We start from the raw sequence: 26218 nt of genomic DNA on the forward strand, positions 1-26218 counted from the left end.
ATGCAGAACAGGAGAGATTTTTTGAAAACGGCAGCTTTGGCTGCTTTCAGTTCGGGGTTAGTAGCCCGTCAGGCACTAGCCGGAGAATCGTTGCTTTCTACCATTCATATAAATAAGCTCGGTTTGGGAGGGAAGATGAAAATGACTTTTTTCCCTTATGAATTGAAGTTGAGGCACGTGTTTACAGTTGCCACTTATTCGCGTACAACAACTCCCGATGTGCAGGTAGAAATAGAATATGAAGGCGTGACGGGATATGGAGAAGCCTCTATGCCTCCTTATTTGGGAGAAACAGTAGAGTCTGTGATGAATTTCCTTGGGAAAGTGAATCTGGAACAGTTTAGTGATCCTTTTCAGCTAGATGACATTTTGTCATACGTTGACAGCCTCTCGCCAAAGGATACGGCAGCGAAAGCTGCGGTAGATATCGCCCTTCATGATCTGGTAGGGAAACTATTAGGCGCTCCCTGGTATAAGATATGGGGATTGAACAAAGAAAAGACACCTTCCACTACCTTTACGATAGGCATCGATGCGCCGGATGTAGTGCGGGCGAAAACAAAAGAGTGTGCCGATCAGTTTAATATATTAAAGGTGAAACTGGGACGGGACAATGATAAGGAGATGATTGAAACCATTCGTTCGGTAACAGACCTTCCGATAGCGATAGATGCCAATCAAGGATGGGCAGACCGCCAATACGCGCTCGATATGATTCATTGGCTGAAAGAAAAAGGCGTTGTGATGATAGAACAGCCCATGCCTAAGGAGAAGCTAGAGGATATTGCCTGGATAACACAACAGAGCCCGCTACCGATATTTGCGGATGAATCCTTGCAGCGTCTGGGAGATGTAGCCGCTTTAAAAGGCGCTTTCACGGGAATCAATATAAAGCTGATGAAGTGTACCGGTATGCGTGAAGCATGGAAGATGGTGACATTGGCTCATGCACTCGGCATGCGTGTCATGGTGGGCTGTATGACAGAGACTTCCTGTGCTATTTCTGCAGCTTCACAGTTCTCGCCATTAGTGGATTTTGCCGACCTGGATGGCAACCTGCTTATCTCTAATGATCGCTTTAAAGGGGTGGAAGTGGTGAAAGGAAAGATCACTCTGAATGACTTACCTGGAATCGGTGTCATGAAAATCTGACTTTACTGAATGAATGTCAGAGTGTTAAAGCCATCTGACATACAACGAATGTAAATTTGTCAGGTGTTGTCGTTAACCGCTGTTAAGCTCCAAATATTCTCTGTTAAAAGTGGACAAAAAAGAGTGACAAGTAGAATAAGTGAACGATATTTGTTATTATTTTAACGTCGTAAAAGTTAAAACAATGTCGAATATTAACAATTTAAAGAATTATAAATCATGAAACAGACAACAAAGAACATTCTGGGAGTAGGAGCAATCATTCTTCTTAGCTCAGGAGTTGCAGGATTGACAACTTACAAATTGTTGCAATCTAACGAATCTGCAAAAGAAACATCTTTTAATGAGATGTTCAAGCAGAATCCCAATGTCAAATTGGCTGCTTTTGACGCTGTGAACGCTCAACCTGTTGATTTGACACAGGCTGCCGAGAATTCACTTCATGCTGTCGTACATATAAGGTCTACTCAAGAAGCTAAAACAAGAACTGTTCAGCAAGCGCCGGACATTTTCGATTTCTTTTTTGGTGATGGACGCGGACAGCAACGTCAGGTACAGTCTCAACCTCGTGTAGGTTTTGGTTCGGGAGTAATCATCTCGAAGGATGGATATATCGTAACGAATAATCATGTGATTGAAGGTGCGGATGAAATCAGTGTGAAACTGAATGATAACCGTGAATTTAAAGGACGCGTGATTGGCACTGACCCCAGCACCGACCTTGCGCTGGTGAAAATTGAGGGTGATGATTTCCCGACTATTCCGGTGGGAGATTCCGAAGCGTTGAAAGTAGGAGAGTGGGTATTGGCAGTAGGTAACCCGTTCAATTTGAACTCTACTGTAACTGCCGGCATCGTAAGTGCAAAAGCCCGTTCTCTGGGAGTATATAATGGTGGTATAGAATCATTCATCCAGACGGATGCTGCCATCAACCAGGGTAACAGTGGTGGTGCACTGGTAAATGCCAAAGGTGAATTGGTTGGTATCAATTCAGTGCTTTCTTCTCCGACAGGTGCTTATGCAGGATACGGTTTTGCTATCCCGACCAGCATTATGACGAAAGTAATTGCCGACTTGAAACAATATGGAACAGTACAACGTGCATTGCTCGGTATTCGTGGTGGCTCTATCGGTAGCAGTTTGATGGACGACCGTCAACCGATTGACAAATCCGGTAAGACATTGGCAGATAAAGCTAAAGAACTGGGTGTTGTAGAAGGAGTATGGGTTTCTGAAATCGTAGAGAATGGTTCTGCTGCCGGAGCTGATATCAAAGTCGATGACGTAATTATCGGTGTGGATAATAAGAAAGTATCCAATATGGCTGACTTGCAGGAAGCACTTGCTAAACATCGTCCGGGTGATAAGGTGAAAGTAAAACTGATGCGCGATAAGAAGGAAAAGACCGTTGAAGTAACGTTGAAGAACGAGCAAGGTACTACCAAGATCGTGAAGGATGCAGGCATGGAAATCCTGGGAGCTGCTTTCAAAGAGTTGCCGGATGACTTGAAGAAGCAATTGAATCTAGGTTACGGTCTGCAAGTGACAGGAGTTTCTTCCGGTAAGATGTCAGATGCAGGAGTTCGTAAAGGCTTCATTATCCTGAAAGCTAATGACCAGCCGATGCGCAAAGTCAGCGATCTGGAAGAAGTAATGAAAGCTGCTGTTAAGTCTCCGAACCAGGTATTATTCCTGACCGGTGTGTTCCCATCAGGTAAACGCGGATATTTCGCTGTCGATCTGACTCAAGAGTAATATATAAAAATAAGGTAAGAAGATTGCAGGATAAGCTAATGAAATAGAAAAAGGATGCCGCCAATCAACTTGTCGGCATCTCTTTTTGTTTTATTAGATGAAAAATATAGTGTAAAAGTTACTTAATTTTGTATGTTAACAAATTATTTGTCGTAACTTTGCACTCCAAATCTGTTTTTAAAGAATGAGACAACTAAAGATTACCAAAAGTATCACTAACAGAGAGAGCGCTTCTCTTGATAAGTATTTGCAGGAAATCGGCCGTGAAGACCTGATTACTGTTGAGGAAGAAGTGGAACTCGCTCAACGCATTCGTAAGGGTGACCGTGTAGCATTGGAAAAATTGACACGTGCCAATCTTCGTTTCGTCGTATCTGTGGCTAAACAGTACCAGAACCAAGGTTTGAGTTTGCCTGACTTGATTAATGAAGGCAATTTAGGACTGATTAAGGCTGCCGAGAAATTTGATGAAACACGTGGATTTAAGTTCATTAGCTACGCTGTATGGTGGATTCGCCAGTCTATTCTGCAAGCATTGGCAGAGCAGTCGCGTATTGTTCGTCTCCCGTTGAATCAGGTAGGTTCGCTGAATAAGATCAGCAAAGCCTTCTCGAAGTTTGAACAGGAAAACGAGCGGCGTCCGTCTCCCGAGGAGTTGGCAGACGAACTGGAAATTCCGGTTGATAAAATCTCTGATACGCTGAAGGTATCCGGCCGTCATATTTCGGTGGATGCGCCTTTTGTGGAAGGGGAGGATAACAGCCTGTTGGATGTGTTGGTTAACGATGATTCGCCAATGGCGGACCGCTCTCTGGTTAATGAGTCTCTTGCGAGGGAAATTGATAGAGCTCTTTCTACGTTAACCGATAGAGAAAAAGAAATCATTCAGATGTTTTTCGGTATCGGACAGCAAGAAATGACATTGGAAGAAATCGGCGATAAATTTGGCCTCACACGTGAGCGCGTTCGTCAGATTAAAGAAAAAGCAATTAGAAGACTTAGACAAAGTAATCGTAGTAAATTGCTCAAATCTTACTTGGGATAAGTAAGGAATATCAGTTTCTGAAAGAAAAAAGAATTTGAGTCGCATAAGTCGCACTTTTCATATAGAAGAATGTACTTATGCGACTTTTTACATAAGCCCCATTCTATAATTCAATCTTATACTATGTGAGTTTTATGAAAAAGTCAGTTTTAATATCATTGGTTCTTATTGCTTTGGGAGCAGGGATGGTGGCGTATGCAAGATGTGCGGCATCCTCTTCTGATTCGGTGCCTGTTAAAGTAGAGCAGCGTTTGCGGGAAAAAGCACAGGCAGGAAAGGCTTATTGTGATAAGAACGGATATAATACGAATTATTGCTTTCTGGTAGATTTCAGTATTCATTCTGGTAAAAGGCGTTTCTTTGTATGGGATTTCAAAGGAGATTCCGTGAAGTATGCCAGTCTCTGTGCTCATGGATATGGGAAAAATAGCACTGTGTCCAAGCCTGTATTCAGCAATGTGGAAGGTAGTTATTGCTCTTCTTTGGGGAAATACAAGGTGGGTATCCGGTCGTATAGCAAGTGGGGAATCAATATTCATTATAAATTACATGGATTGGAAGCGACGAATGATAATGCTTTCAAGCGGTATATCGTGTTGCATTCTTATACTCCGTTGCCGGAAACAGAGGTGTATCCTTTGCATCTTCCGTTAGGAATCAGTCAAGGGTGTCCTGTAATATCCGATGAAGTGATGAGGAAAGTTGACGGGTTGCTCAAAGCGGAAAAGAAACCAGTCCTGCTATGGGTCTATGACTAAGAAATGCTATTTATTTGAGATAAATAGAGGTAATCTCCTCTTTTTTGTTACCTTTGCAAGGTTAAAAATTATATGATATGAAATACGTAAAAATACTATTTGCAATTGCACTTGTGTTTACCATGTGCTCTGCTTTTTCCTTGAAAAAAGACCGCTCTAAACCGGTTTATGCTTTTGGAATTTCTGCCTCATTTACGGATACAGTAGTCTATTTCACGGACATTCAGATATTAGATAGTGCGAAGGTTAGCAAGGAAGGCTTCTTGTCTCACCGTGAGTTGTATAGTTATCAGTTGAAGAATTATCTGGAGGATAACCAGTTGCAACAGAATAGTACATGTATGATTTACTTCTCGGAAAACAAGAAGAAATTAGAAAAAGAAGCAACGAAGATTCTGAATAAATACAAGAAAAATAATAGAATGACGGTGTCGCGGATTGATTCTGATAAATTCCACTTTACGAAACCGGAAGAATAATAAGCAATAGTTAAATTGTTAATATAATAAGAGATGCAGCTTTGCATCTCTTATTTTTTTATCTTTGCCTCGTAATAAACTTGAAATCTAATGAAAAAGATAAAAATATTCTCCTTGTTTGTGTGTTTGGCTATGCTGGTAATCGCTTGTCATAATGACGATGATGAAAGAGGAGTCCAGATGCGTACAGTTCTTGTTTATATAGCAGGTGACAATTCTCTTCGCAGCTTTGCCACAGAGGATTTGGCGGAAATGACAGAGGGAATGCAGTCTGTAGATGATAACTCTTATAACCTACTCGTATACATTGATACCGGATCAAGTCCTAAACTAATTCGATTGAAGAAGGATAAAAAGAAGAATGTCGTACAGGAGGAGCTAATCGCTACGTATGAAGGACGAAACTCTGTAGATGTCTCTAAGATGAAGGAGGTTATCAACACGGCATTTTCTGAATATCCGGCACAGAGTTATGGGTTGGTTTTGTGGTCTCATGGAGAAGGATGGTTGGCAAAATCGCAGAATAAAACCCGTTGGTGGGGACAGGATGGTGGTTCAAATTACATGGATATTTCCGAGTTAAAAGATGTTCTGCGTAATGCGCCTCATTTGAGTTTTCTTCTTTTCGATGCATGCTTTATGCAATCTGTTGAGGTGGTCTATGAATTGAAGGAACATGCGGATTACATAATAGGCTCTCCGACAGAGATACCCGCACCGGGTGCTCCATATCAGAAAGTAGTTCCGGCTATGTTTGCCAATAATGCATCGGCTACGGACATAGCAAAGGCATATTTTGAATTTTATGCAGATGAAAATCTTTATACTGGCAAATTGCCATATAATTGGGGCTTAGGTGATCCCTGGACGGCAGGAGTCTCTGTTTCTGTAGTGAACACTTCCATGTTGGAACAACTGGCTAAAAGCAGTAGTGAGATTATTCTGAAATATATTAAGGGCAGACAAGCGATAGCCACATCGGGCATACTCTGTTATGATTGTCGGTCCAGTAAGTATTATTATGATTTTGATGGATTAATACGTTCTTTAGGTAGTGAGACTAGCGAATATGAGGCTTGGAAAGCTGCTTATGATGCTGCTGTGGTTTATTGGAAGACTACTCCTAATAATTACTCCAGTTATGGCGGTAGTTTCTCGATGAATGGCTCTGCAGGACTTTCTACTTATATATTTCGTCAGTCGTATGAAGAGGAGATAAATCCTTTTTATCGTCAGTCGATACAATGGTACTCCGCTGCCGGATGGGATGAGACAGGCTGGTGATAATTACCATTTCAATATTCTTTAGAAGATAGGATTCTAACTTTTTGTGAAGATAGTGTGAAGAATAAGCAATCCTTATATAAGTGGTTATATGAGACGTATGAGAACGATTTGTTTTCATACGGCATTGCTTTTGGCATTAGTAAAGAACTTTTAGAAGATGCCATTCACGATGTTTTTTTGCATTTATATGAGCGTGAGCACAAACTTTGGGAAAGTCAGAATATGAAGTTCTATCTGTTGAACTGTTTGAAGAACCGGATTCGGACCATTAAGAAAAAAGAAATGAATACCGAATTTCTGGAAGAAGGTTCTGATAACTATAGTTTCCTTGTTGAAGTGAACGGCTTTGAACTCATAGATGAAGAAAAAGAAAGAGCCGCTATGCAAAAACAGCTGAAAAAGATGCTGGATAGCCTTACAGACCGGCAACGGGAGGCTGTATATCTTCGTTATACCCAAGGACTTAGCTATGAGGAAATCGGGAAATTGATGGGAATACAACCTAAAGCAGCACAGAAATTAGTGTATCGGGCTATCGAACAAATGCGTAAAATTCAGCCTCAAATTATTTATTTTTTCCTTTTCGGTTATTTTCTTTAATTTTCGTGGGGGTATTTTTGTTCTTTGCGTGTTTTTAAAGTGAAACCGTAAAAAGAACGAGTATGCATTCAGATCGAATACCCGAATCGACAAAACAATGGCTACAAAATGAAGACTTCATATTGTGGTGTCTGGCTCCTACCCAGGAATCGGAAGAATGGTGGGTTAATTATCAAAAAGAGCATCCCGAAGATCAAGCATCCCTACAGGAGGCCCGCAAAATCATATTATCTGCCCGGCTGAATCCGGTTCAGCGCTTACCCGAAGAATCAGAAAGATTGTGGGCACGTATAGAGACAAGCATGGAGCGTCGTGATAAGAGACATCGTTTTATCTTATTTACCCGTTATGCTGCCGCCTGTGTACTAATATTAGGTATTGTTTCTTTCTGGTTGATTCATTCTTTTCAGACGTCCGGAACTGCTGATGATCTGCTTGTCAATGTGAAAGCAGATACTCTGTATCAGAAAGTAATGCTGATAAGAGATGATGCGGAAGCGATTCAGATAGAGAATAATGCCGTCATTACTTATGATAGCAATATTACTATTCAATCCGATGGTAAGGAAACAGAGATAATCAAAGAGGGAGCGGTTCAACCCGGAAAACAAAATACACTGATAGTTCCTTATGGTAGCCATTCATCCATTGTATTGGCAGACGGATCGAAAGTATGGATTAATTCCGGAAGTAAATTACGTTTCCCTTCCTCTTTTGGTCCGGGCGAACGCAGGATAAAAGTAGAAGGAGAGATTTATATAGAAGTTGCCAAAGATACTTCCCGGCCTTTTTATGTAGAGACACCCCAACTGACAGTTAATGTATTGGGAACAAAGTTTAATGTGTCTGCCTATGCTGATGATGCATTGCAATCCGTGGTGTTGGTAGAAGGAAAAGTAAATGTAAAAGCAAACTCCAATGAAGATTTTGTCCTTTTGCCTAATCAGCGTTTTAAGTTGAGTGATGGGATATCCGGCATCGACGAAGTTAATGCTTACGATTATATTTCATGGAAAGATGGCGTACTTCAGTTCCGGGGTGAGACAATGAAAGATATTATCCAACGGCTAAGTCGCTACTATAATGTATCTATCACATGTACGCCGGAAGTTGCGCAAAAGTGTACAATGGGAAAACTTATCTTATTTGATGATATAGAACAAGTCATGAAAACCTTCTCGTTGCTGTACGATGTCCAGTGTACAATTGAAGCGGGAAGTATAAAAATCGAGTAATAACCCTAAAAATTTAATGCCTATGAATAAACCACAGAAATGAAGCCTTTGTAAAAAAGAAGTTCGGAAGAGAGGCAACTCTTCCGAACCCGTGAGATTTAAATTTTTCAATTACTTATGAAAAACCTAAAAATTGATACGCAAAAATATGGAAAATTCCTATTACAATCATGCAAATAGGGCATATTTTCTTTGTAAATCATATCTGTTTGTGAAATTTTTTGTTATTTTTCTATTTATAGCGAATGTAACTCTCGCTAATGGAAATGGAACGAGCGAACTCTATGATATAAAGAAAGGGACTCTACTGGAATATTTTAAAGATATAGAGAAAGAAACAGGCTACGTTTTCATCTATTCGAAAGATATCCGACCTAGTTTAAATCAAGTTGTCAGTGTAGATCTATCTAGGAAGAAGACAATCACAGAAAAATTGTCAGCCTTGTTTGAAAAGACAAATCTGGTATATGAAATAAATGGAAAACAGATTGTTGTAAAGAGAAAAACGGCAGTGAAAAAGAATCTTTCTTCACAGCCACAGGAACCTCGGAGAATAACCGGTACTATTACCGATACAAAAGGAGAACCGATTATCGGTGCCAATATCAAGGAAGTCGGTACATTTAACGGCATAATTTCCGATATAAACGGGCGCTTTGCCTTATCTGTAAATCCGAATGCAGTTTTGGAAATCAGTTATATCGGTTATGTCACGACGACAGTACCTGTAAAAGACAATAAAGTGCTTTCTATTGAAATAAAAGAAGCCGAGCAAAGTCTGGAGGAAGTCGTTGTTGTCGGCTACGGAAAGCAGAAGAAAGAAAGTGTGACAGCATCTATCGCTTCTATTTCGAGGAAAGAACTGGTACAGACACAACAATCCAATATTAGTAACATGCTGGTAGGACGAATGCCGGGATTGATTGCTTTTCAAAGAAGTGGTGCTCCCGGCGAAGACGCTTCCAGTCTGTTAATCAGAGGTGTCAGTACATTTACAGACAACACGGCTCCTTTAATAATGATCGATGGCATCGAACGAACTAATTTTGACGGCATAGATCCGAATGAAGTTGAATCATTGAATATACTTAAAGATGCTTCGGCAACAGCGATCTATGGAGTAAAGGGAGCTAACGGCGTAGTATTAATTACTACCCGTAAAGGGGAAAGAGGGCGTCCCCGGTTGAGCTATTCGGGTAATTTTGCTTTGCAGCAATCTACCCAGCTCCCCAGTTATCTGAATAGTGCGGATTATGCAACTTTATACAATGAAGCTTTAGAAAATGACTCCCGGGTTTCGGGTTCTACCTACCAACCGAAATTCACGGATAAAGATATTGAATTGTACAGAAATGGCTTTGATCCGATTTTGCATCCGAACACTAACTGGATAGACGATTTTCTTAGAAAGTTTTCTACCCGCACTCAACATAACATCAACCTTTCGGGTGGTACAGAACGTGTGAAATACTTTATATCGGGAAGTTATTTCGATCAGACCGGTATCTATAAACATACCAAGATAGATTCGGATCATGATGTAAATCCCCGTAACACCCGTTATAACTTCAGAACTAATTTCGATTTTCAGATAACGCGGGACTTTTCGGCAACTGTTCAAATGGCCGCCCAGATAGGCAGAGTGATTACTCCGGGCTCCGGTAACAGTGGAATCTGGCAAGCTATTTCTTTTGCCAATCCCTTGAGCTCTCCGGGATTGGTGGACAATAAAATTGTCCGCATACAGGATGGATTGGGAAGCGTCAATCCCTGGCAAACCTTATTAAGCAACGGTTATCAGAAAGATAATAGAAATAACATCAATACAACATTACGTCTGAATTATGATTTATCATCTTTGCTGACCAAAGGTTTGTCCGTACACGGGAGTATCGCGTATGATAGCTATTATTACAGCCGTAAGAAATATTCGAAAACCTTTCCTTATTATCTTGCGCGCCGTGATGCGGAAGATCCGGATTACATCTATCTGATCCCCCAATCAGAAGAGAGTATCTGGTCTGTAAGTACCGGATGGGATAAGAACCGGAAAGTATATATGGAGTTTGGAATTGATTATAATAGAACTTTCGGGCTTCATAAAACGACAGCACTTATTCTGTATAATCAGAGTAAATACTATTCCCCCTCCCTTCAATATTATGTACCTAATGCTTATCAGGGATTGGTAGGACGATTGACCTATGAATATGCCTCCCGTTATTTGGCAGAATTCAATATGGGATACAACGGAACCGAGAATTTTGCCAAAGGCAAACGGTTCGGATTTTTTCCTGCTGTTTCATTAGGTTGGGTCATCAGTGAAGAAAAGTTTTTTCCGAAAAACAATATCGTTAAATATCTAAAGGTGAGAGGGTCCTACGGAGAGGTAGGAAACGATCAGATAGGTGGTGATCGATTTTTGTATCTGCCGTCTTCTTATGGAGCAGCGAGCGATTCGGGTGTGAACAAGTATAATTTCGGTTTGGCTTCCAATCCGTATACTTCACTGATGATTGTTGAAAATAAAATCGGTAATCCTGATTTGACTTGGGAAAAGGCGAAAAAGATGAATGTCGGTGTAGATATTAATCTGTTCAATAATTGTCTGACTGCTTCATTTGATATATTCAAAGAAAAACGAAATAACATATTAGCCAACAGATCAACATCCCCCATGATTATAGGTGCTAATCTTCCTGCATATAATTTTGGAGAAATGGAAAATCGCGGTTGGGAAATGGACCTTAATTTTAGACATCATATACAAGATTTCCATTATTGGGCACGCTTCAATTATTCATTTGCGAGGAATGAAATCATCTACATGGATGAAGTGCAGAAGAGATATGATTATCAGATGACTACCGGAAGAAGAAAGAATCAGTTTTTCGGACTGATCTTTGACGGATACTATAACTCGTGGGAAGAAATCAATGCATTAGACCGTCCTAAAAGTTCATGGAGCGGGAATCAGTTGCAACCGGGAGACGTCAAGTATGTAGACGTCAATCAGGATGGAGTGATTGATGATTACGACATGGTTCCGATAGGATACACCCCCGTACCGGAGATTATTTACGGTTTCTCATTCGGAGCGCAATATAAAGGATTTGATTTCTCCATCTTATTTCAGGGAGCCGACAATGTATCCATTAAATATTTCGGACGGTCGATGTGGCCTTTCGCGAAAGGAGAAGAGAGTGCGAAATCTCTGATAAAAGAACGTTGGACACAGGAACGGTATGAGGCAGGAGAAAAGATCACCTTTCCCCGTTTGTCTCTGAATCCCAACGGAGAAACCGATCACAACTATCGTCCTTCTACTCTTTGGATACGGGATGCCAGTTATTTGCGATTGAAAAACCTCGAAGTAGGATATACATTTACCGGAGGTTTTGTCAAACGGCTTAACCTGAATAGTGTAAGATTATATTTCAACGGTTCCAATTTATTCACGTGGACAGATGTGGTAGATCTGGACCCGGAAGCACCTTCGAGAAGTGGAAATGTTGAAATCAATACATATCCGTTGCAGAAAGTATATAATATTGGTCTTAATATAAATTTTTGATAATCATGAAAAGAATAACATATATATGTGCAATACTTCTGTCGTCTGTATTGATGTTTTCGTGTAGTGACTATCTGGAAGCTCCGCCCTCTGTCGATTTGGATGAAGACGGTGTCTTTGCCGACAGGACTTTGACAGAACAATACATAACAGGCATCTATGCAGAAGGTATGCCGCTGGGGTTCTCGATGGGAAGTAGCGGGATCGACCGTAAATTGTGTGCAACCTCAACCCTGGCAGGAGCGTGTGATGAAGCCGAACAAGGTGCAAACTGGGGGAAGGGCAATGCCTCGTGGAACGTGGACAATCATAACAACAGCAGCATAGACTGGGATGAAGACCCCCGTCACAACACCCGTTGGCAGACATTACGAAAATGCAATATCGTGCTTGAACGTATTGACGAAGTGCCCGATGATCCGGGAGACGTTGATTTTAAGACACGTTCCAGAGGCGAAGCCTATTTTATGCGGGCTTTGGTCTTCTGGGAAGGAGTATATAGATATGGTGGACTGCCTATAATACACCGTAGAATAAATCCGTCGGAAGATGGTAAACTACCCCGTAATACATTTTCCGATTGTGTAGACTCCATTCTTGTCGATTGTGACCGGGCTGCCTCCATATTACCGGATTATTATACGAATTCGATATTGGTGGGACGGGCAAACAGGATAGCCGCCTTAGCCCTCAAATCCAGAGTACTCCTGTATGCGGCGAGTCCTTTGTTCAATACCGACGATCCGTACCTTCCTTTAAGTGGAAATAATGACCTGATAGGATATGGAAACTATAGTAAAGAACGCTGGAATGAAGCTGCTAAAGCAGCCAAGGCAGCCATTACCGCTGTTGAATCTTCTGGCTATTATGACTTGTACGATGAGGGAACACCTGAAACAAATTACGAACATGTGTGGACTGCTCCCGATAACAAAGAAATAATTCTGGCCAACAAAAAATATCGGAATTTCACAACAAGCAGTCATCCCATAACAAGCAATATACCGGCATGGGCGGGAAGTAGTTGGAGCGACGGCGGTCTTTTTACAACCTTCAATTTCGTGCGTTTCTATGAGAAAAAAGACGGGAACCAACAAACATGGAATATGGATGGTGGCGATGATCTGCTTGAAAAGTACGACGAACTGGACCCTCGTTTTGCGCAAACCATTGCAGCACATGGAGCTAACTGGAATACAGAGATTGGAATTCTTAATTTTCTGCCCGGTGGAGCTCACAATGTAGCCAATGATAAAACGAAACACCTGGTTCGCAAATGGGTACCTCGCGTACTAAGAGCAACGGCTCCGCGCAACTCCACTAATATGGACTGGATTGTCTTCCGGGTAGCCGAACTCTATCTGAATTATGCAGAAGCTTTGAATGAATATTATGAAACTCCCCCGAAAGAAGCATTCGATGCAGTCCTGAAAGTTCGTGAACGCTCCGGAATGCCGGGCTTTCCTTCCACTTTGAATAAAGAGCAGTTCAGGGAGAAACTGCGAAGAGAACGAGCCGTGGAACTGGCTTATGAAGATCATCGTTTCTGGGATATAAGACGTTGGCTGATAGCCGATGATGAAGGTGTTATGAAAGGTGCCATGTATGGATTGCAGCTCTCCGCTGTTACAGGAGCACCGGGTAAAGTACATTACAAACCTTATGTCTTTGAAAACAGATTATGGAGTGACCGTTCTTATTTACATCCTATCAAGCAGACCGAAATAGATAAAGGGTATATGCTTCAGAATCCGGGATGGTAAATATGTTCAATCAACTAAAAATAAAAGGTATGACAATAATAAACAGTATATACAAAGGGAAGCGTTATGCTATACTTTTGACTACTATTCTCACTTTTTATGCTCCCGTTTTGTTTGCTCAACGCATAGCCGACTCTGCACTTGTAGAAGTCGCCTATGGGCAACAACCGGAATGGAGGCGAACAAGTGCCATTTCTTCCATACGTGGGGAAGATTTGCTGAAAACTACTTCCGCAAGCTTGGGAAATAGTCTGCAAGGACAGCTTCCCGGACTAACATTGTTGCAACAAAGCGGAGAGCCCGGCTATGATTTCTCTATCGCGAATCTCTACCTCCGGGGACGTACTTCCTATGCAAGCGGACAAAAAATGCTGGTATATGTCGACGGTTTCGAAGCCCCGATTGAAAGTCTGTCCACTGCGGAAATCGAGTCTGTAACATTATTGAAAGACGCTTCGGCTCTGGCTTTATATGGTATGCGTGGTGCAAATGGTGTTTTATTGGTGACAACCAAGAAAGGATGCGTTTCCGCTCCGCAAGTCAGTATCCGTTTACAAACGGGAATACAACAACCGTTGGGCGTTCCCGATCCTATCAATGCGTATGATTATGCCACCTTATACAATCAGGCGCGTGTGAATGACGGATTGCCTCGTTTATACACTCCAGAGGAATTGAATGCCTATCAGAACAACACCGATCCTTACTTTTACCCCAATGTAAACTGGAAAAAGGCCATTTTGAATAATACAGCTCCTTTGAGTATGGCTGATTTAAGTTTTAAAGGAGGAGGAGATGTGGTGCAATACTATGTAATGATGAATCTTTTGCAGAACATCGGTTTCTACAAAGACACCGATAAAAAACGCCGGGAAAACTCGAATGCCTATTATGCGAGCTTTAATTTCAGGTCTAATTTGAATATCCAGATAAGCAAACACCTGTCTACCGGACTCAATTTTAGCGGGAGTGTAGGTAATCGCTCTATTCCCGGAGGCAGCAGTTCTGCCAACGGACTTTTGGGAGCGATATGGAGAACAGCTCCGAATGCATTTCCGGTGTACAACCCCGACGGATCGTATGGAGGAAATGCCGCTTTTACCAACCCGGTCGGTAATATCGTCAGCAGAGGGCTTTATAAAGAAAACAGCCGGACTTTCCAACTGATTTTTATGCCTAAATACGACCTGGAGAAACTGACAAAGGGATTAAGTGTCAGTGCCGGTATTGCCTACAACAACTATATGGCGGATTCATCTATAAAGAATCAGAATTATGCCCGTTATTCTCTTTCCAAAGGAGCAGGGGGAGAGGTGCTATATACACCCTACGGCGCTGATTCTCCTTTGGAATCCGATGAAGGATTCCGTACTGACTGGAGCCGTCTGAACTTTAAGGCACAGTTGGATTATGATCGCGTTTTCAAGCAACATCAACTCACTGCCAGCATCTTTTTCCTGTCTGATTTATATCAGAAATATGGAAGTCGTGATGACATTAAATACTTGAATTATGCAGGGCGGGTAACTTACTCTTATAATCAAAAATACATAGGAGAATTTGCAGCTTCATATACAGGTTGTGATGATTATGCTCCTGGAAAAAGATATGGATTCTTTCCCGCTTTCTCCGCCGGATGGATACTGTCGAAAGAAAACTTCATGAAAAATATCAACTGGGTTGAATATTTGAAACTAAGAGCATCTATCGGACTGGTTGGAAACAATCAGAATGAGAACGGACGTTATCTGTTCGACCAGACTTATAGCAGTAACGGCTCCTATTTTTTAGGTACAGGGTCGTCATCAACAGGCGGGTTTCGGGCAGATATGATTGCCAATCCCGATATTAGTTGGGAGAAGGAACGTGTATTCAATATTGGATTGGATGCAGTTTTACTGAAAGGGCTGTCGGTAGAATTCGATTATTTCCATAAAGAAAGATATGATATCCTGTCACAGCCGTATTCCACTATTCCCGGATTTGTTGGAGCCTCTTATGGCGACATATTGCCTTATATGAATGTAGGTAAAGTAAAGAATCAAGGTTTCGAGGGTACGATCAGGTACGAAAGCAGTCTTAAAAACAACTTCAACTATTACGTTGAAACATCGGCGTGGTATGCAAAGAATGAAATTGTCGATATGGCGGAAGAAGTGAAACTCTACGATTATCAATATCGTAAAGGACGTTCCGTGAATACTCCTTTTGTACTTGTTGCTGACGGACTGTATCAGGAGAGTGATTTCGATTCGAATGGAAGTCTGAAGTCACATTTACCGGTACCGCAGTTTGGAGAAGTAAACCCCGGTGATATAAAATATATCGATAAAAATGGTGATGGAGTAGTCGATTCCAATGACTCCTATCCTGTGGGATATTCTAATATTCCGGAGTGGAATTATGCTTTGAAAATAGGCTTTGAATGGAAAGGGATAGACGTTGAGGCTTTATTTCATGGCGTTGCCAATAGAGACATCTATTTGAGCGGGCCGTTGGCTTATTCCTTTACCGACAATGGCTCTGCTTCAAAACTGGCTCTCGACAGCTGGACACCGGAGAATCCCAATGCTTCTTATCCCCGTTTGTCTACCCGGACATTTGAAAACAATTACCGGATATCTACATATTGGAAAAGAAACGGAAACTACTTCAGAATGAAGAATATCCGGATTGGATATACCTTCCCCCAGTCAATAGCAAGAGCGATAAAATTGTCCAGATTGTATGTGTATGCTAATGCGAGCAATCTTTTCACCGTGAGTCATCTTGACGGATTGGCCGACCCGGAAAGCAGTTCTTTGATTACATATCCGTTGACACGTTCCTACAACCTGGGAATAAAAATTGATTTTTAATAGGTAAGAACAAAAATATAATAATTATGAAATACCCAATAGGTTTATCTATCATATTGAATGCTCTTGCTGCTATCAGCATATTGTCCGGATGCAGTGATTATCTGGACAGAGAGTATGATTCGTTTATCGACAACGAGATGACCTTTACTTCCTATGAACGTACAAGCAAATTTCTAGTCAATGCTTATCGGTATCTGCCTGATGGTTTCAACCGTATCGGTTCCGAAGCTATGTTGGATGCCGCTACCGATGATGCCGAACATGCTAATGCCTCCTGCAACATCCAGCACTTCAACACCGGAGCCTGGAATTCAAGGTCCAATCCGGATGATTTGTGGAATAAGTATTACGCAGGAATTCGCATAGCGAATGAATTTATAGAAAATGTAGACAGAGTGAATCTGGATAAATACAGACTCGATCCGGATAATCAGAATGAATATCAGAACCGTCTGAATGACTTGAAAACATGGAAATATGAGGCCCGTTTTTTAAGAGCGTTTTTCCATTTCGAGCTGGTGAAACGTTTCGGACCTGTACCTGTGATTACTTCTACACTATCCGTCAATGCGGATTATTCGGAGACTCCACGCCCGTCTATGGACGATTGCATCTCATTCATCTCCAGCGAATGTGATAAGGTAGCCGAAGTGCTCGATTTAACTCCGGGACGAGGAATCGATTCGGATTTGGGACGTGCAACGAAGGGAGCCGCATTGGCTTTGAAAAGCAGAGTTTTATTGTATGCGGCCAGTCCCTTGTATCTGGACTGGCAGAATTTTTCGGAAAGCGATCTTCCTTCCGATATGGAGAAATGGAAAGCTGCGGCACAGGCTGCGAAAGACGTAATTGATCTGGGCATATATTCGTTGTATGGCAGTTATGCCACTTTATTCAAGAATAACTTTCAGAATTCCGAGTTTATTCTGATGCGTCGTTATGGAAACAATTCCGACTTTGAAAAATACAACTTTCCTGTCAGTTATGGTGGGGTAGGCGGCATCAATCCTTCGTTGAATCTGGTAGACTCTTATGAAATGAAAGATGGCAGCTATTTTAGTTGGGAGAATGAGGAAAATGCCGTTCGTCCGCAATTCTACCGGGATGACAGGTTGAATGCTACCATTCTGCTGAATGATTCCGTTTGGAAAAGCACGGCGGTAGAGAATTGGGACGGTGGAAAAGACGGTCTGGGCGTTACCAATGCAACCAAAACCGGATTCTATCTGAAAAAATACCTCAATGAAGATGTGAATATCCAAACCGGCGGAGGAAGTCAGGGACATATCTGGCCGTTGTTTCGTTTAGCGGAGATTTACCTGAATTATGCGGAAGCCTTGAACGAATACGATCCCGAAAATGCGGATATAGCAGAATACGTCAATCGAGTGCGCAGCCGTGCCGGACAACCGAATCTGCCTTCCGGATTGACGCAGGACGAAATGCGTGAGCGTATCCGGCGTGAACGTCGTGTCGAACTGGCATTTGAGGAGCATCGTTCGTGGGATGTAAGACGGTGGAAGATTGCGCAAGAAACACTCGGAGGAGATTTGCTAGGTCTTGAAATCACCCGTAAGAATCAGGCTCGAAGAGCTGTTACCCGGAATTCCGTAATACCGGCTAACGAAGTTCCGGAAGGATGGCATTATTACGATGGAGACGAATTCAATGATTTGGTCATAAACAACTCATATTGGGGACAGTATGGAAGCGACACTCCGGTAGGAAACTCCCAGTATGGACAACCCACCGGAAATATCCAGACTTATCGTAAAAAACAGATTACGATTGAGAAAGGGAGTGGCGGATTGAGCTTTGCCCGGATAACAGCCACCAAGGACGACAATCCACCGGCTCCGACATTAAGCACTGCCAGTACGAGAGAAGGATGGTGGTCGGGAGCTTTGTCCAGCCGGGATACCGACAAATATGGTTATCAGGGGAAATATTACCCTCTGCATTCCCGCATTGAGATTCGTGCAAAAATACCTTATATATATGGTATATGGATGGGACCGTGGTGTCGTCATTATGCAGGAGCCAGTGTTGCGGAACTTGACATCGAAGAGTTTTTCGTCAAGGAATTTGAGAATACGGCTTCACCCCGCCGGCTTAGCCAGGCTTTACATTTGCATGATAATAAAACAGGCAATCTGGGAATCAACGTGAATGGGTACGGACGACATACAGTGCTTGATTTTGATCCGGGAGCAGACTTCCATACGTATGGCGTTCAGGTAGATCCGGACCCGGTTTCTCCGGATAAGCATGCTATCATCAGCTACCTGTTGGATGGTAAAGTAACCAATACATTCAAGACGATTGACTATGATGACAGATATAATACATTTATAACCAAAGCAATAGCGGAGGGAAGAGAAAAGCGAACCTGGGACATTGCGATAACCGGACAAATCGGAGGAAAGAATGAAAATGGTATCGGCTATCCCGAAGACAGGAATGCCAATTTGAGAAACGTTTCGATGGATGTAGATTGGGTACGTGTATTTACCCGGGATGAAACAGAACCAGAGATTCCTGAAAAGCCGGAATATCCCGTCGAGAAGTTTGATTATTCCCGTGCTGTGGTAGAAAAGAGAGTGTTTGATTCTAAAATGTATTGGTATCCCATACCTGAAAGTGAGATTCTGCAGTTGAAGAACTGGAAACAGAATCCGGGTTGGTAAATCATTAAAAAGAAATATCATGTTGAAAATAAAGATTCTAATAATCATATTTTGCTGTATCGGGGTGGTGAAAGCCCAAACCGTTATTCCTCCTTCATCAGAAACCCCTCCCGGATGGATTTATTACGATGGAGACGAGTTTAACGGAGATGTGATTGACTCCCGGTATTGGGGAATATATGGTTCCCAAAAAGTGGGGCGACCCACCTATAATCAGGAAAATAAAGCCATGCTTCAGACATACCGTCCGGAGCAGGTCTTTATCGAAACCCTTCCTACAGGAGAGAAGATTTGTCGAATTCGCTCATTCAAAAGTAAAGATGCGCCCAGTCCCGTTCATCCCAGTGTGAAGAGCAAGACCGGATGGTGGTCGGGAGCGCTGTCCAGCAGAGATTCCGATACGGAGAAATATTATCCTCTTTTCTGCCGCATAGAGATCAAAGCCAAAGTCCCATATCTATATGGGCTTTGGAATGCACTTTGGTTGAGGCATTATAAAGGAGCTGGAGTAGCCGAAATAGATATACTGGAGTTTTTTACCAAAGCTTTCGGGGAAAATCCTTATCCGGCCAAAGCGAATCAAACCTTGCATTTGTTCAATTCGGAAACGCAAAAGTTGGGAATCAATCTACCCAAAGGTCAGATACGATATACTGAAATCGGAGACGATAAGCCGGGAGATAATTTCCATGTATATGCGGTTCAGATAGATCCCGATCCTGTTGATAACAATCATGCCATCATTACGTTTCTGATAGATAATAAAGTCAATTACCAGATACATACCCGTACACAGTTGGGGGATGCATATACTGATTTTATCACTAAGGCTCGTAAAGAGAATCGGCTGGACAGAGTTTGGGATATTGCTATCACCGGGCAGGTAGGAGCATTTGACAAGTTGGATGTCGGCTATCCTGCGGAGGAATTGCAGCAATTTGATTTCGATATTGATTGGATAAGAGTTTATGTTCGCGATCCGCATACCCGGATCGTCGGAAATAGTAAACTACCTCATACTCCGGAAGCGGATTCATTTGTTAAAGATTTGCTCTCACGGATGACTGTGGAAGAGAAGATCGGCCAGTTATCCCAATACGTAGGCCGTACCCTTCTAACCGGTCCTGAATCAGAATATTTGAGCGATTCATTGATAGCACGCGGACTTGTAGGTTCTGTTTTGAATATATCCGGTGCAAAGACATTGCGTGATTTGCAGGAAAAGAATATGCGTTATTCCCGGATAAAGATACCGATTCTTTTTGGGATGGACGTGATTCATGGATATAAGACAATCTTTCCGACTCCTTTGGCGGAATCGTGTAGTTGGGATTTAGCAGCGATCGAACGAGCTGCCAAGATTGCTGCGATTGAATCCTCGGCAGCCGGACTACATTGGACGTTCGCTCCTATGGTCGACATCGCAAGAGACGCCCGTTGGGGCAGGGTAGTGGAAGGAGCAGGAGAAGACACCTACCTGGGAAGTGAAATAGCCAAAGCAAGAGTGAATGGTTTTCAGTGGAATCTTTGGGAGAATAATTCAGTATTGGCATGTGCAAAGCATTGGGTAGCTTACGGACTTCCCCAGGCGGGAAGAGATTATGCTCCGGTGGATATGTCGGAACGGACTTTGTTTGATACTTATCTACCTCCTTTTAAGGCTTGCATTGATGCGGGAGTACTTACTTTTATGAGTGCTTTCAATGATATAAATGGTATTCCTGCGTCCGCACATCCGTTCCTGCTCAAAGACTTATTGAGAGGGCAATGGAATTTCAATGGTTTTGTGGTAAGCGATTGGGAAGCAGTGAAGCAGCTGGTGGCGCAGGGAGTGGCGGAAGACGATAAAGACGCTACCCGTCTGGCTTTCAATTCCGGCATCGACATGGATATGACAGATGGGCTCTATAATAAATACATGAAAGAACTGATAGAAGCCGGTAAAATCAGTATGGAAGATGTCGACAATTCCGTCAGTCGGATTCTGCATATCAAATATGCTTTGGGACTGTTTGTTGATCCATATAAATTCTGTAATGAAGAATACGAATCGCAGACAATCATGAAAAAAGAATTTCTGGATGCAGCACTGGACATGGCTCATAAATCGGCTGTCCTGCTGAAGAATGACAATCATACATTACCGCTGGCAAAAAATGTCCGTTCCATTGCCGTGGTAGGTCCGCTGGCCGATAATCAGACCGAACTGCTGGGCTCGTGGAGAGCAAGAGGGGAAGATCGCCATGTGACGACTGTATTGCAGGGCATAAAGAACAAAATCGGCGGTAACAAAACGAAAGTTGGATATGCCCGTGGTTGCGATTTTGACGGAGAAGATAAGTCTGGATTCAAAGAAGCAGTGAAATTGGCTTCCAAAAGTGATATGGTGATTGCCGTTGTCGGTGAAAAAGCTTTGATGAGTGGCGAATCGAGAAGCCGTGCCCAACTGGATTTGCCGGGTGTGCAGGAAGAATTGATAAAAGAACTGGTTGCCACAGGGAAACCCGTTGTCGTCGTATTGATGAATGGGCGTCCGCTGTCTATCGAATGGGTGGACAAGAACGTATCGGCCATTCTCGAAACCTGGTTTTTAGGTACTTCTGCAGGAACCGCTATTGCTGATATACTGTTCGGTGATTATAATCCTTCCGGAAGATTGACCATTTCTTTTCCACGGGTAGAGGGACAAGTACCGGTTTACTATAACTATAAGAAATCCGGACGTCCGGGAGATATGCCCCATTCCTCAACCACCCGGCATATCGATGTTCCGAATGCTCCGCTCTATCCTTTTGGTTACGGTTTGAGTTATACCACATTCAGTTATTCAGTTCCGCAGAGCACCCAAAAAGAATATACGCGACAGGAGACCATCTCCGTTTCGGTGACAGTAACCAATACCGGAGACAGAGATGGCGAAGAGACTGTGCAACTGTATGTGAATGATAAAGTTGCTTCTGTTGTGCGTCCGGTAAAGGAGTTGAAGGCATTCAAAAAAATATTCCTGAAAGCGGGGGAGTCAAAGACCGTTCAGTTTGACATTTCTCCTTTAGCTTTAGGCTTTTATGATGCTGCCATGAACTATGTGGTAGAACCCGGTGAATTTGAAATTATGACCGGCTGCAACAGTAATGATTTACAAACCATATCGGTCAAACTAATAAATTAGAAGGAGGAACCGTTCTATGAGAAATTGGATAATTGTATTTTTTGTCATCTTTGCCGCTCGGCTTTCTGCACATGACGGTGACAGTATAAAGATCACACACGGTCCTTACCTGTGTGATATGAGTACCGACGGCGTGACAGTGGTATGGACTACAAACAAACCTGCTCTTTCGTGGGTGGAAGTGGCGCCTGCCGGTGAAGATCATTTCTATGGGAAGGAACGTCCGCGATATTACGATACGGAGTCCGGACGTAAGCGGGCCAATGATACAATCCACCGTGTACGCATCAAACATTTGGAACCCGGCAGGGAATACAGATACCGGATTTTTTCGAGAGAAGTTGTCTCTTGGCCTTCGAGTGACTGGGTAACTTATGGATTGATTGCTGCTTCAAATGTATACAAGCAAGAACCTTTCAGATTCAGAACTTTCGACGACCGGAAGAAAGAAATTTCCTTTCTGGTATTAAATGATATTCACGGGCGGAGTGACTATATGAAGTCTCTGTGTCGGGAAGTAGATTTCAAATCTCTTGATTTCGTTTTGCTTAATGGAGATATGTCGTCATGGGTAGAGGGGCAGGAGCAGATATGTAAAGATTATATTGATGCTTGTGTCGAATTGTTTGCGTCCGAAGTGCCTATTGTTTTCAATCGGGGAAACCATGAAACACGTGGAGTTTATTCCGATGCGTTGATAAAGTATTTTCCTACGTCTACCGGAACTTTTTATTATCGTTTCAACATAGGTAAGGTTTGTTTTCTTGTTCTTGATTCCGGTGAAGATAAGCCGGATTCGGATTTGGAGTATGCCGGTATTGCCGACTATGACAATTATCGAGAAGAAGAAACCCTATGGTTGCGGAGTGTGGTGGAAGAAAACGATTTTAAGCAATCATCCCTTCGGATCGCATTCCTGCACATCCCGCCGACGATAGGCAATTGGCATGGAAACTATCATTTGCAGCAAACCTTGTTGCCCGTTTTAAATACGGCTGGAATTGATCTGATGTTATCCGGACACACTCATAAATATTATTTCCGTGAATCAGAACCCGATAAAGCCAACTTTCCCATCCTTGTCAATGATAATAACAGCTATCTGCTTTGTAAGATAAAAGATGGAAAAATGGTGATTGATGTGGTAGGAGCGAATGGAAAAGACAAGAAGCAACATCAGTTTGATGTGAAATTTTAGTCAAATACCATTAGATTCCAATAGTATAGTTATTTATAATTTAATGTAATCATGAAGATGAAAACTATAATAAAATTATTATTTGTATTTTCGTTGCCATTTATTTTCTGTCGTTGTGCCGACGACGGGATACACTATGAACGGGAAATCAATGTTCCCGAAGGTATCTATCTGACGGGGAGTGCGTCCCAATTCTCGGTAGAGGCAATCAATGGTAAAATGAATGTGATAAAAGAGGGCACTTTGGTCGCATTGAACACATGGCTGACATCCAGCGGAGATTTTTATATCTCTTTAGTCGGACCGGATGGGCAACCCGTTTATTATGGGCAGGGAGCGCTTTTGCAAAACGACAACAGTGAGGTGTCAACTTATTCTTTGGCTCCTGGAACCGGCGGTTTCAGAGTAATGGAAGATGGATTGTATCAGCTAATTGTGAATCCTTTATTGAAACAGGTTAATATTGTTCCATTCAATTTCCGTTTGACGAGTAAATTCGAACTGACAGAAGACGGTGAAAACGAACTCTTTCTTCAAAAACCGTCTTACGACCATATTAACCATGTGGCTACCTGGGTGTCCAGTGGCGAGTTAGAAGTGATATTACCGGCAGAGTTTTCGTTTAATTATACCGATAATACGTCTTTTGATGTGAAGGAAACAGATACGGAGAAATATACATTCTCTTCTATGTACACCGGAACGGGAGGAAGTATAAAAATGAATGTTTTAACTGAAGAATATGCCGAACTAACCAACCAGTCGCAAGTGCAGCTCAATCTTAAAAACAAAGGTGAGTATAAAGTAACGCTTCAATATGAAGTCTTGACAGGAAAATTCTTTGCGAAGATGACGGGCAATGAGATCATAGAACCCGAACCGGAGGGGTATCCGGAGAAACTATATATGATTGGAGATGAATTTGGAAACTGGAATTGGAATTCGACAAATGTGGTAGAGATGGCCCCTGTGGGACAGCTTGGCAATGGTGCATTCTGGACTATCAAGTATTTCAATGCTGGTCAGGGAATTAAATGGGCATCGGAAAAATCTGATGCGGAAAGTTTTGCCTCTTTGGGTACAAATGTCAATTATGTTGTAGGCAGTAACGGAAGAGCGACGGTAGAAACAAGCGGCCTGTATTTGGTATATGTAGATATGAACCGTAATCTTATAGCTTTTGAGAAACCTGCCGTTTATGGAATAGGTGAGTGTTTTGACGGACAGGAAGTATCGTTCGATCTTTCCGGGCAGAATTTCTCTGCTGTCACTACAACACAAGGCAATCTTCAGATGTATGCAACTTCCGACTATAACAATAGAGACTGGAACACTATGGAATTCAACATCTATAATGGACAAATCTATTATCGTGGTGTAGGTGCTGCACTGGAACCGGTTCCTGTTGCTTCTAATATACCAATAGAACTTGATTTCTCTCAAGATAGAGGTAAAATAGCTGTGACTTTTGCCTCTCCAAGTGATGTCCCCTCAACAGCGAAGGCTATTTATATGGTTGGCGATGAATTTGGAAACATGAATTGGGGCTCGGATGGGGTTATCTCATTAGATAAGGTTTGGAACAGTGCCGACCGATGGATACATATTAATTATTTCAATGCCGGAACTAAACTTCGTTTCTCTACATCCAAGATATTTGGTGATGGAGAGTTTACCGGACTGACTAATAATGTGGGCTTCGAAATCTCTGACGAAGGACTGGTGGTTATCCCCCAAAGTGGTACTTATATCATTTTCGTTGATTTAGGTTCGAAGACCATCTCCATCCAAAAGCCTGTAATCTATGGGTATGGAACGGCAGCCGGAGGAAACAACGAAAAGATCTTGCCTTTTACGGAAAGTAGCGACGGGAAAACATTCTCTGTTACTTTACCTAATGGAGGACGTTTCAGAATACATCCTTATATTCCTGCTTTTGATAATCTTAATCCTTCATTTGGTGCTTGGAAACGCGAATATGCTGTTAATCCGGAGACTCTTGAAATCTATTTGCGTAAAGAGGGCATGGATGAACCGAACAAAGATTATGTATGGGCTGCCAACACTATAATAACTCTTGATTTCAGGGCAGCGAAAGGAACGATAGTAGTTCCTTAGCCCGGTCTGCTCCAAGAAAAATTGTAGCTGATTATATTTTTATATCACTTTTACCCTCACACCCTCACACCTTCGTTCAATCCCTTTATTCATCGTGGTTGCAAGGTGTGAGGGAACGTGTGGCAGTAGGGTGAGGGTAAAAAGTTACCCTCACCCTATTTAATTTTAGTTTTACTTTTAATTTATTGATTTATAGTGAAATATACTTCTGTTTGGATGTAAACAACTAATCTCATATCTCACTATTTTGATCCTTTTTCTATCATATAAATGCCGAAAGTGTGTCATTAGTATCTGCTTTTGAAGTACCGTCTCTTATTCTATATTCTTTCATCAATTATAGGTTAATACCTAATGATCTTTCTGTAAACTCTTAATGCTTCTTATGGGCTCACTATAGTAGATAGACTTGTTTACAGTAGTGAGCTTGTTTGTCTACATTTGATAGCTTATTTGTTCACATTGGTGAGCCCTTACTAATCACTAAGCGAGACAGGGCAGACGCATTATATTTTTTACTATATTCTCCTTTGTTAT

15 protein-coding genes are annotated in these 26218 nt (G+C 42.1%); all 15 read left to right on the plus strand.

Annotated elements, in window-relative coordinates; genetic code table 11:
- The 15 genes from DXA54_RS07080 to DXA54_RS07150 all read left to right on the plus strand — a co-directional run bounded on the left by DXA54_RS07080 (position 1) and on the right by DXA54_RS07150 (position 25681).
- Positions 1–1152 carry a dipeptide epimerase gene (locus DXA54_RS07080; RefSeq protein WP_008651520.1) on the plus strand — a complete coding sequence of 384 codons (1152 nt, stop codon included), beginning with the start codon at positions 1–3 and terminating at the stop codon, positions 1150–1152.
- A gap of 219 nt (positions 1153–1371) precedes the next feature.
- Positions 1372–2907: a trypsin-like peptidase domain-containing protein gene (locus DXA54_RS07085; protein WP_004296667.1), complete on the plus strand. Its 1536-nt coding sequence runs from the start codon at positions 1372–1374 to the stop codon at positions 2905–2907.
- Positions 2908–3091: 184 nt separating this feature from the next.
- Positions 3092–3952: an RNA polymerase sigma factor RpoD/SigA gene (locus DXA54_RS07090; RefSeq protein WP_002561589.1), complete on the plus strand. Its 861-nt coding sequence runs from the start codon at positions 3092–3094 to the stop codon at positions 3950–3952.
- 134 nt (positions 3953–4086) lie between these two features.
- Positions 4087–4710, plus strand: coding sequence for a murein L,D-transpeptidase catalytic domain-containing protein (locus DXA54_RS07095; RefSeq protein ID WP_008651521.1), 624 nt, complete (start codon positions 4087–4089; stop codon positions 4708–4710).
- A 77-nt stretch (positions 4711–4787) separates the two neighbouring features.
- Positions 4788–5189, plus strand: coding sequence for a hypothetical protein (locus tag DXA54_RS07100; protein WP_120079132.1), 402 nt, complete (start codon positions 4788–4790; stop codon positions 5187–5189).
- A 90-nt stretch (positions 5190–5279) separates the two neighbouring features.
- Positions 5280–6473, plus strand: coding sequence for a clostripain-related cysteine peptidase (locus DXA54_RS07105; protein ID WP_004310275.1), 1194 nt, complete (start codon positions 5280–5282; stop codon positions 6471–6473).
- A 57-nt stretch (positions 6474–6530) separates the two neighbouring features.
- Positions 6531–7076, plus strand: coding sequence for an RNA polymerase sigma factor (locus DXA54_RS07110; protein WP_120079133.1), 546 nt, complete (start codon positions 6531–6533; stop codon positions 7074–7076).
- Positions 7077–7138: 62 nt separating this feature from the next.
- The gene (locus DXA54_RS07115; RefSeq protein WP_004310276.1) at positions 7139–8311 is read left to right on the plus strand and encodes a FecR family protein; all 1173 of its coding nucleotides are present in this window, start codon (positions 7139–7141) and stop codon (positions 8309–8311) included.
- A gap of 148 nt (positions 8312–8459) precedes the next feature.
- The gene (locus DXA54_RS07120; protein WP_008025355.1) at positions 8460–11885 is read left to right on the plus strand and encodes a TonB-dependent receptor; all 3426 of its coding nucleotides are present in this window, start codon (positions 8460–8462) and stop codon (positions 11883–11885) included.
- A 5-nt stretch (positions 11886–11890) separates the two neighbouring features.
- Positions 11891–13648, plus strand: a complete 1758-nt coding sequence (locus tag DXA54_RS07125; protein WP_022199540.1) for a RagB/SusD family nutrient uptake outer membrane protein — start codon at positions 11891–11893, stop codon at positions 13646–13648.
- Between the two features lie 29 nt (positions 13649–13677).
- Positions 13678–16506: a SusC/RagA family TonB-linked outer membrane protein gene (locus DXA54_RS07130; RefSeq protein WP_120079138.1), complete on the plus strand. Its 2829-nt coding sequence runs from the start codon at positions 13678–13680 to the stop codon at positions 16504–16506.
- Between the two features lie 26 nt (positions 16507–16532).
- Positions 16533–19196 (plus strand): RagB/SusD family nutrient uptake outer membrane protein, encoded by a 2664-nt coding sequence (locus DXA54_RS07135; protein ID WP_008025349.1) that lies wholly within the window; start codon positions 16533–16535, stop codon positions 19194–19196.
- Between the two features lie 19 nt (positions 19197–19215).
- Entirely contained in the window at positions 19216–22365 is a 3150-nt protein-coding gene (locus DXA54_RS07140) for a glycoside hydrolase family 3 N-terminal domain-containing protein (RefSeq protein WP_120079134.1), read from the plus strand.
- A gap of 16 nt (positions 22366–22381) precedes the next feature.
- Entirely contained in the window at positions 22382–23563 is a 1182-nt protein-coding gene (locus DXA54_RS07145; RefSeq protein WP_004296678.1) for a metallophosphoesterase, read from the plus strand.
- 57 nt (positions 23564–23620) lie between these two features.
- On the plus strand, positions 23621–25681 hold the full coding sequence (locus DXA54_RS07150) for a SusF/SusE family outer membrane protein (protein ID WP_224262682.1): 2061 nt from the start codon (positions 23621–23623) through the stop codon (positions 25679–25681).
- Positions 25682–26218: the final 537 nt, after the last annotated feature.

Origin of the sequence: Bacteroides sp. OF03-11BH (assembly GCF_003604005.1) — a bacterium.
Classification (GTDB): domain Bacteria; phylum Bacteroidota; class Bacteroidia; order Bacteroidales; family Bacteroidaceae; genus Bacteroides; species Bacteroides ovatus.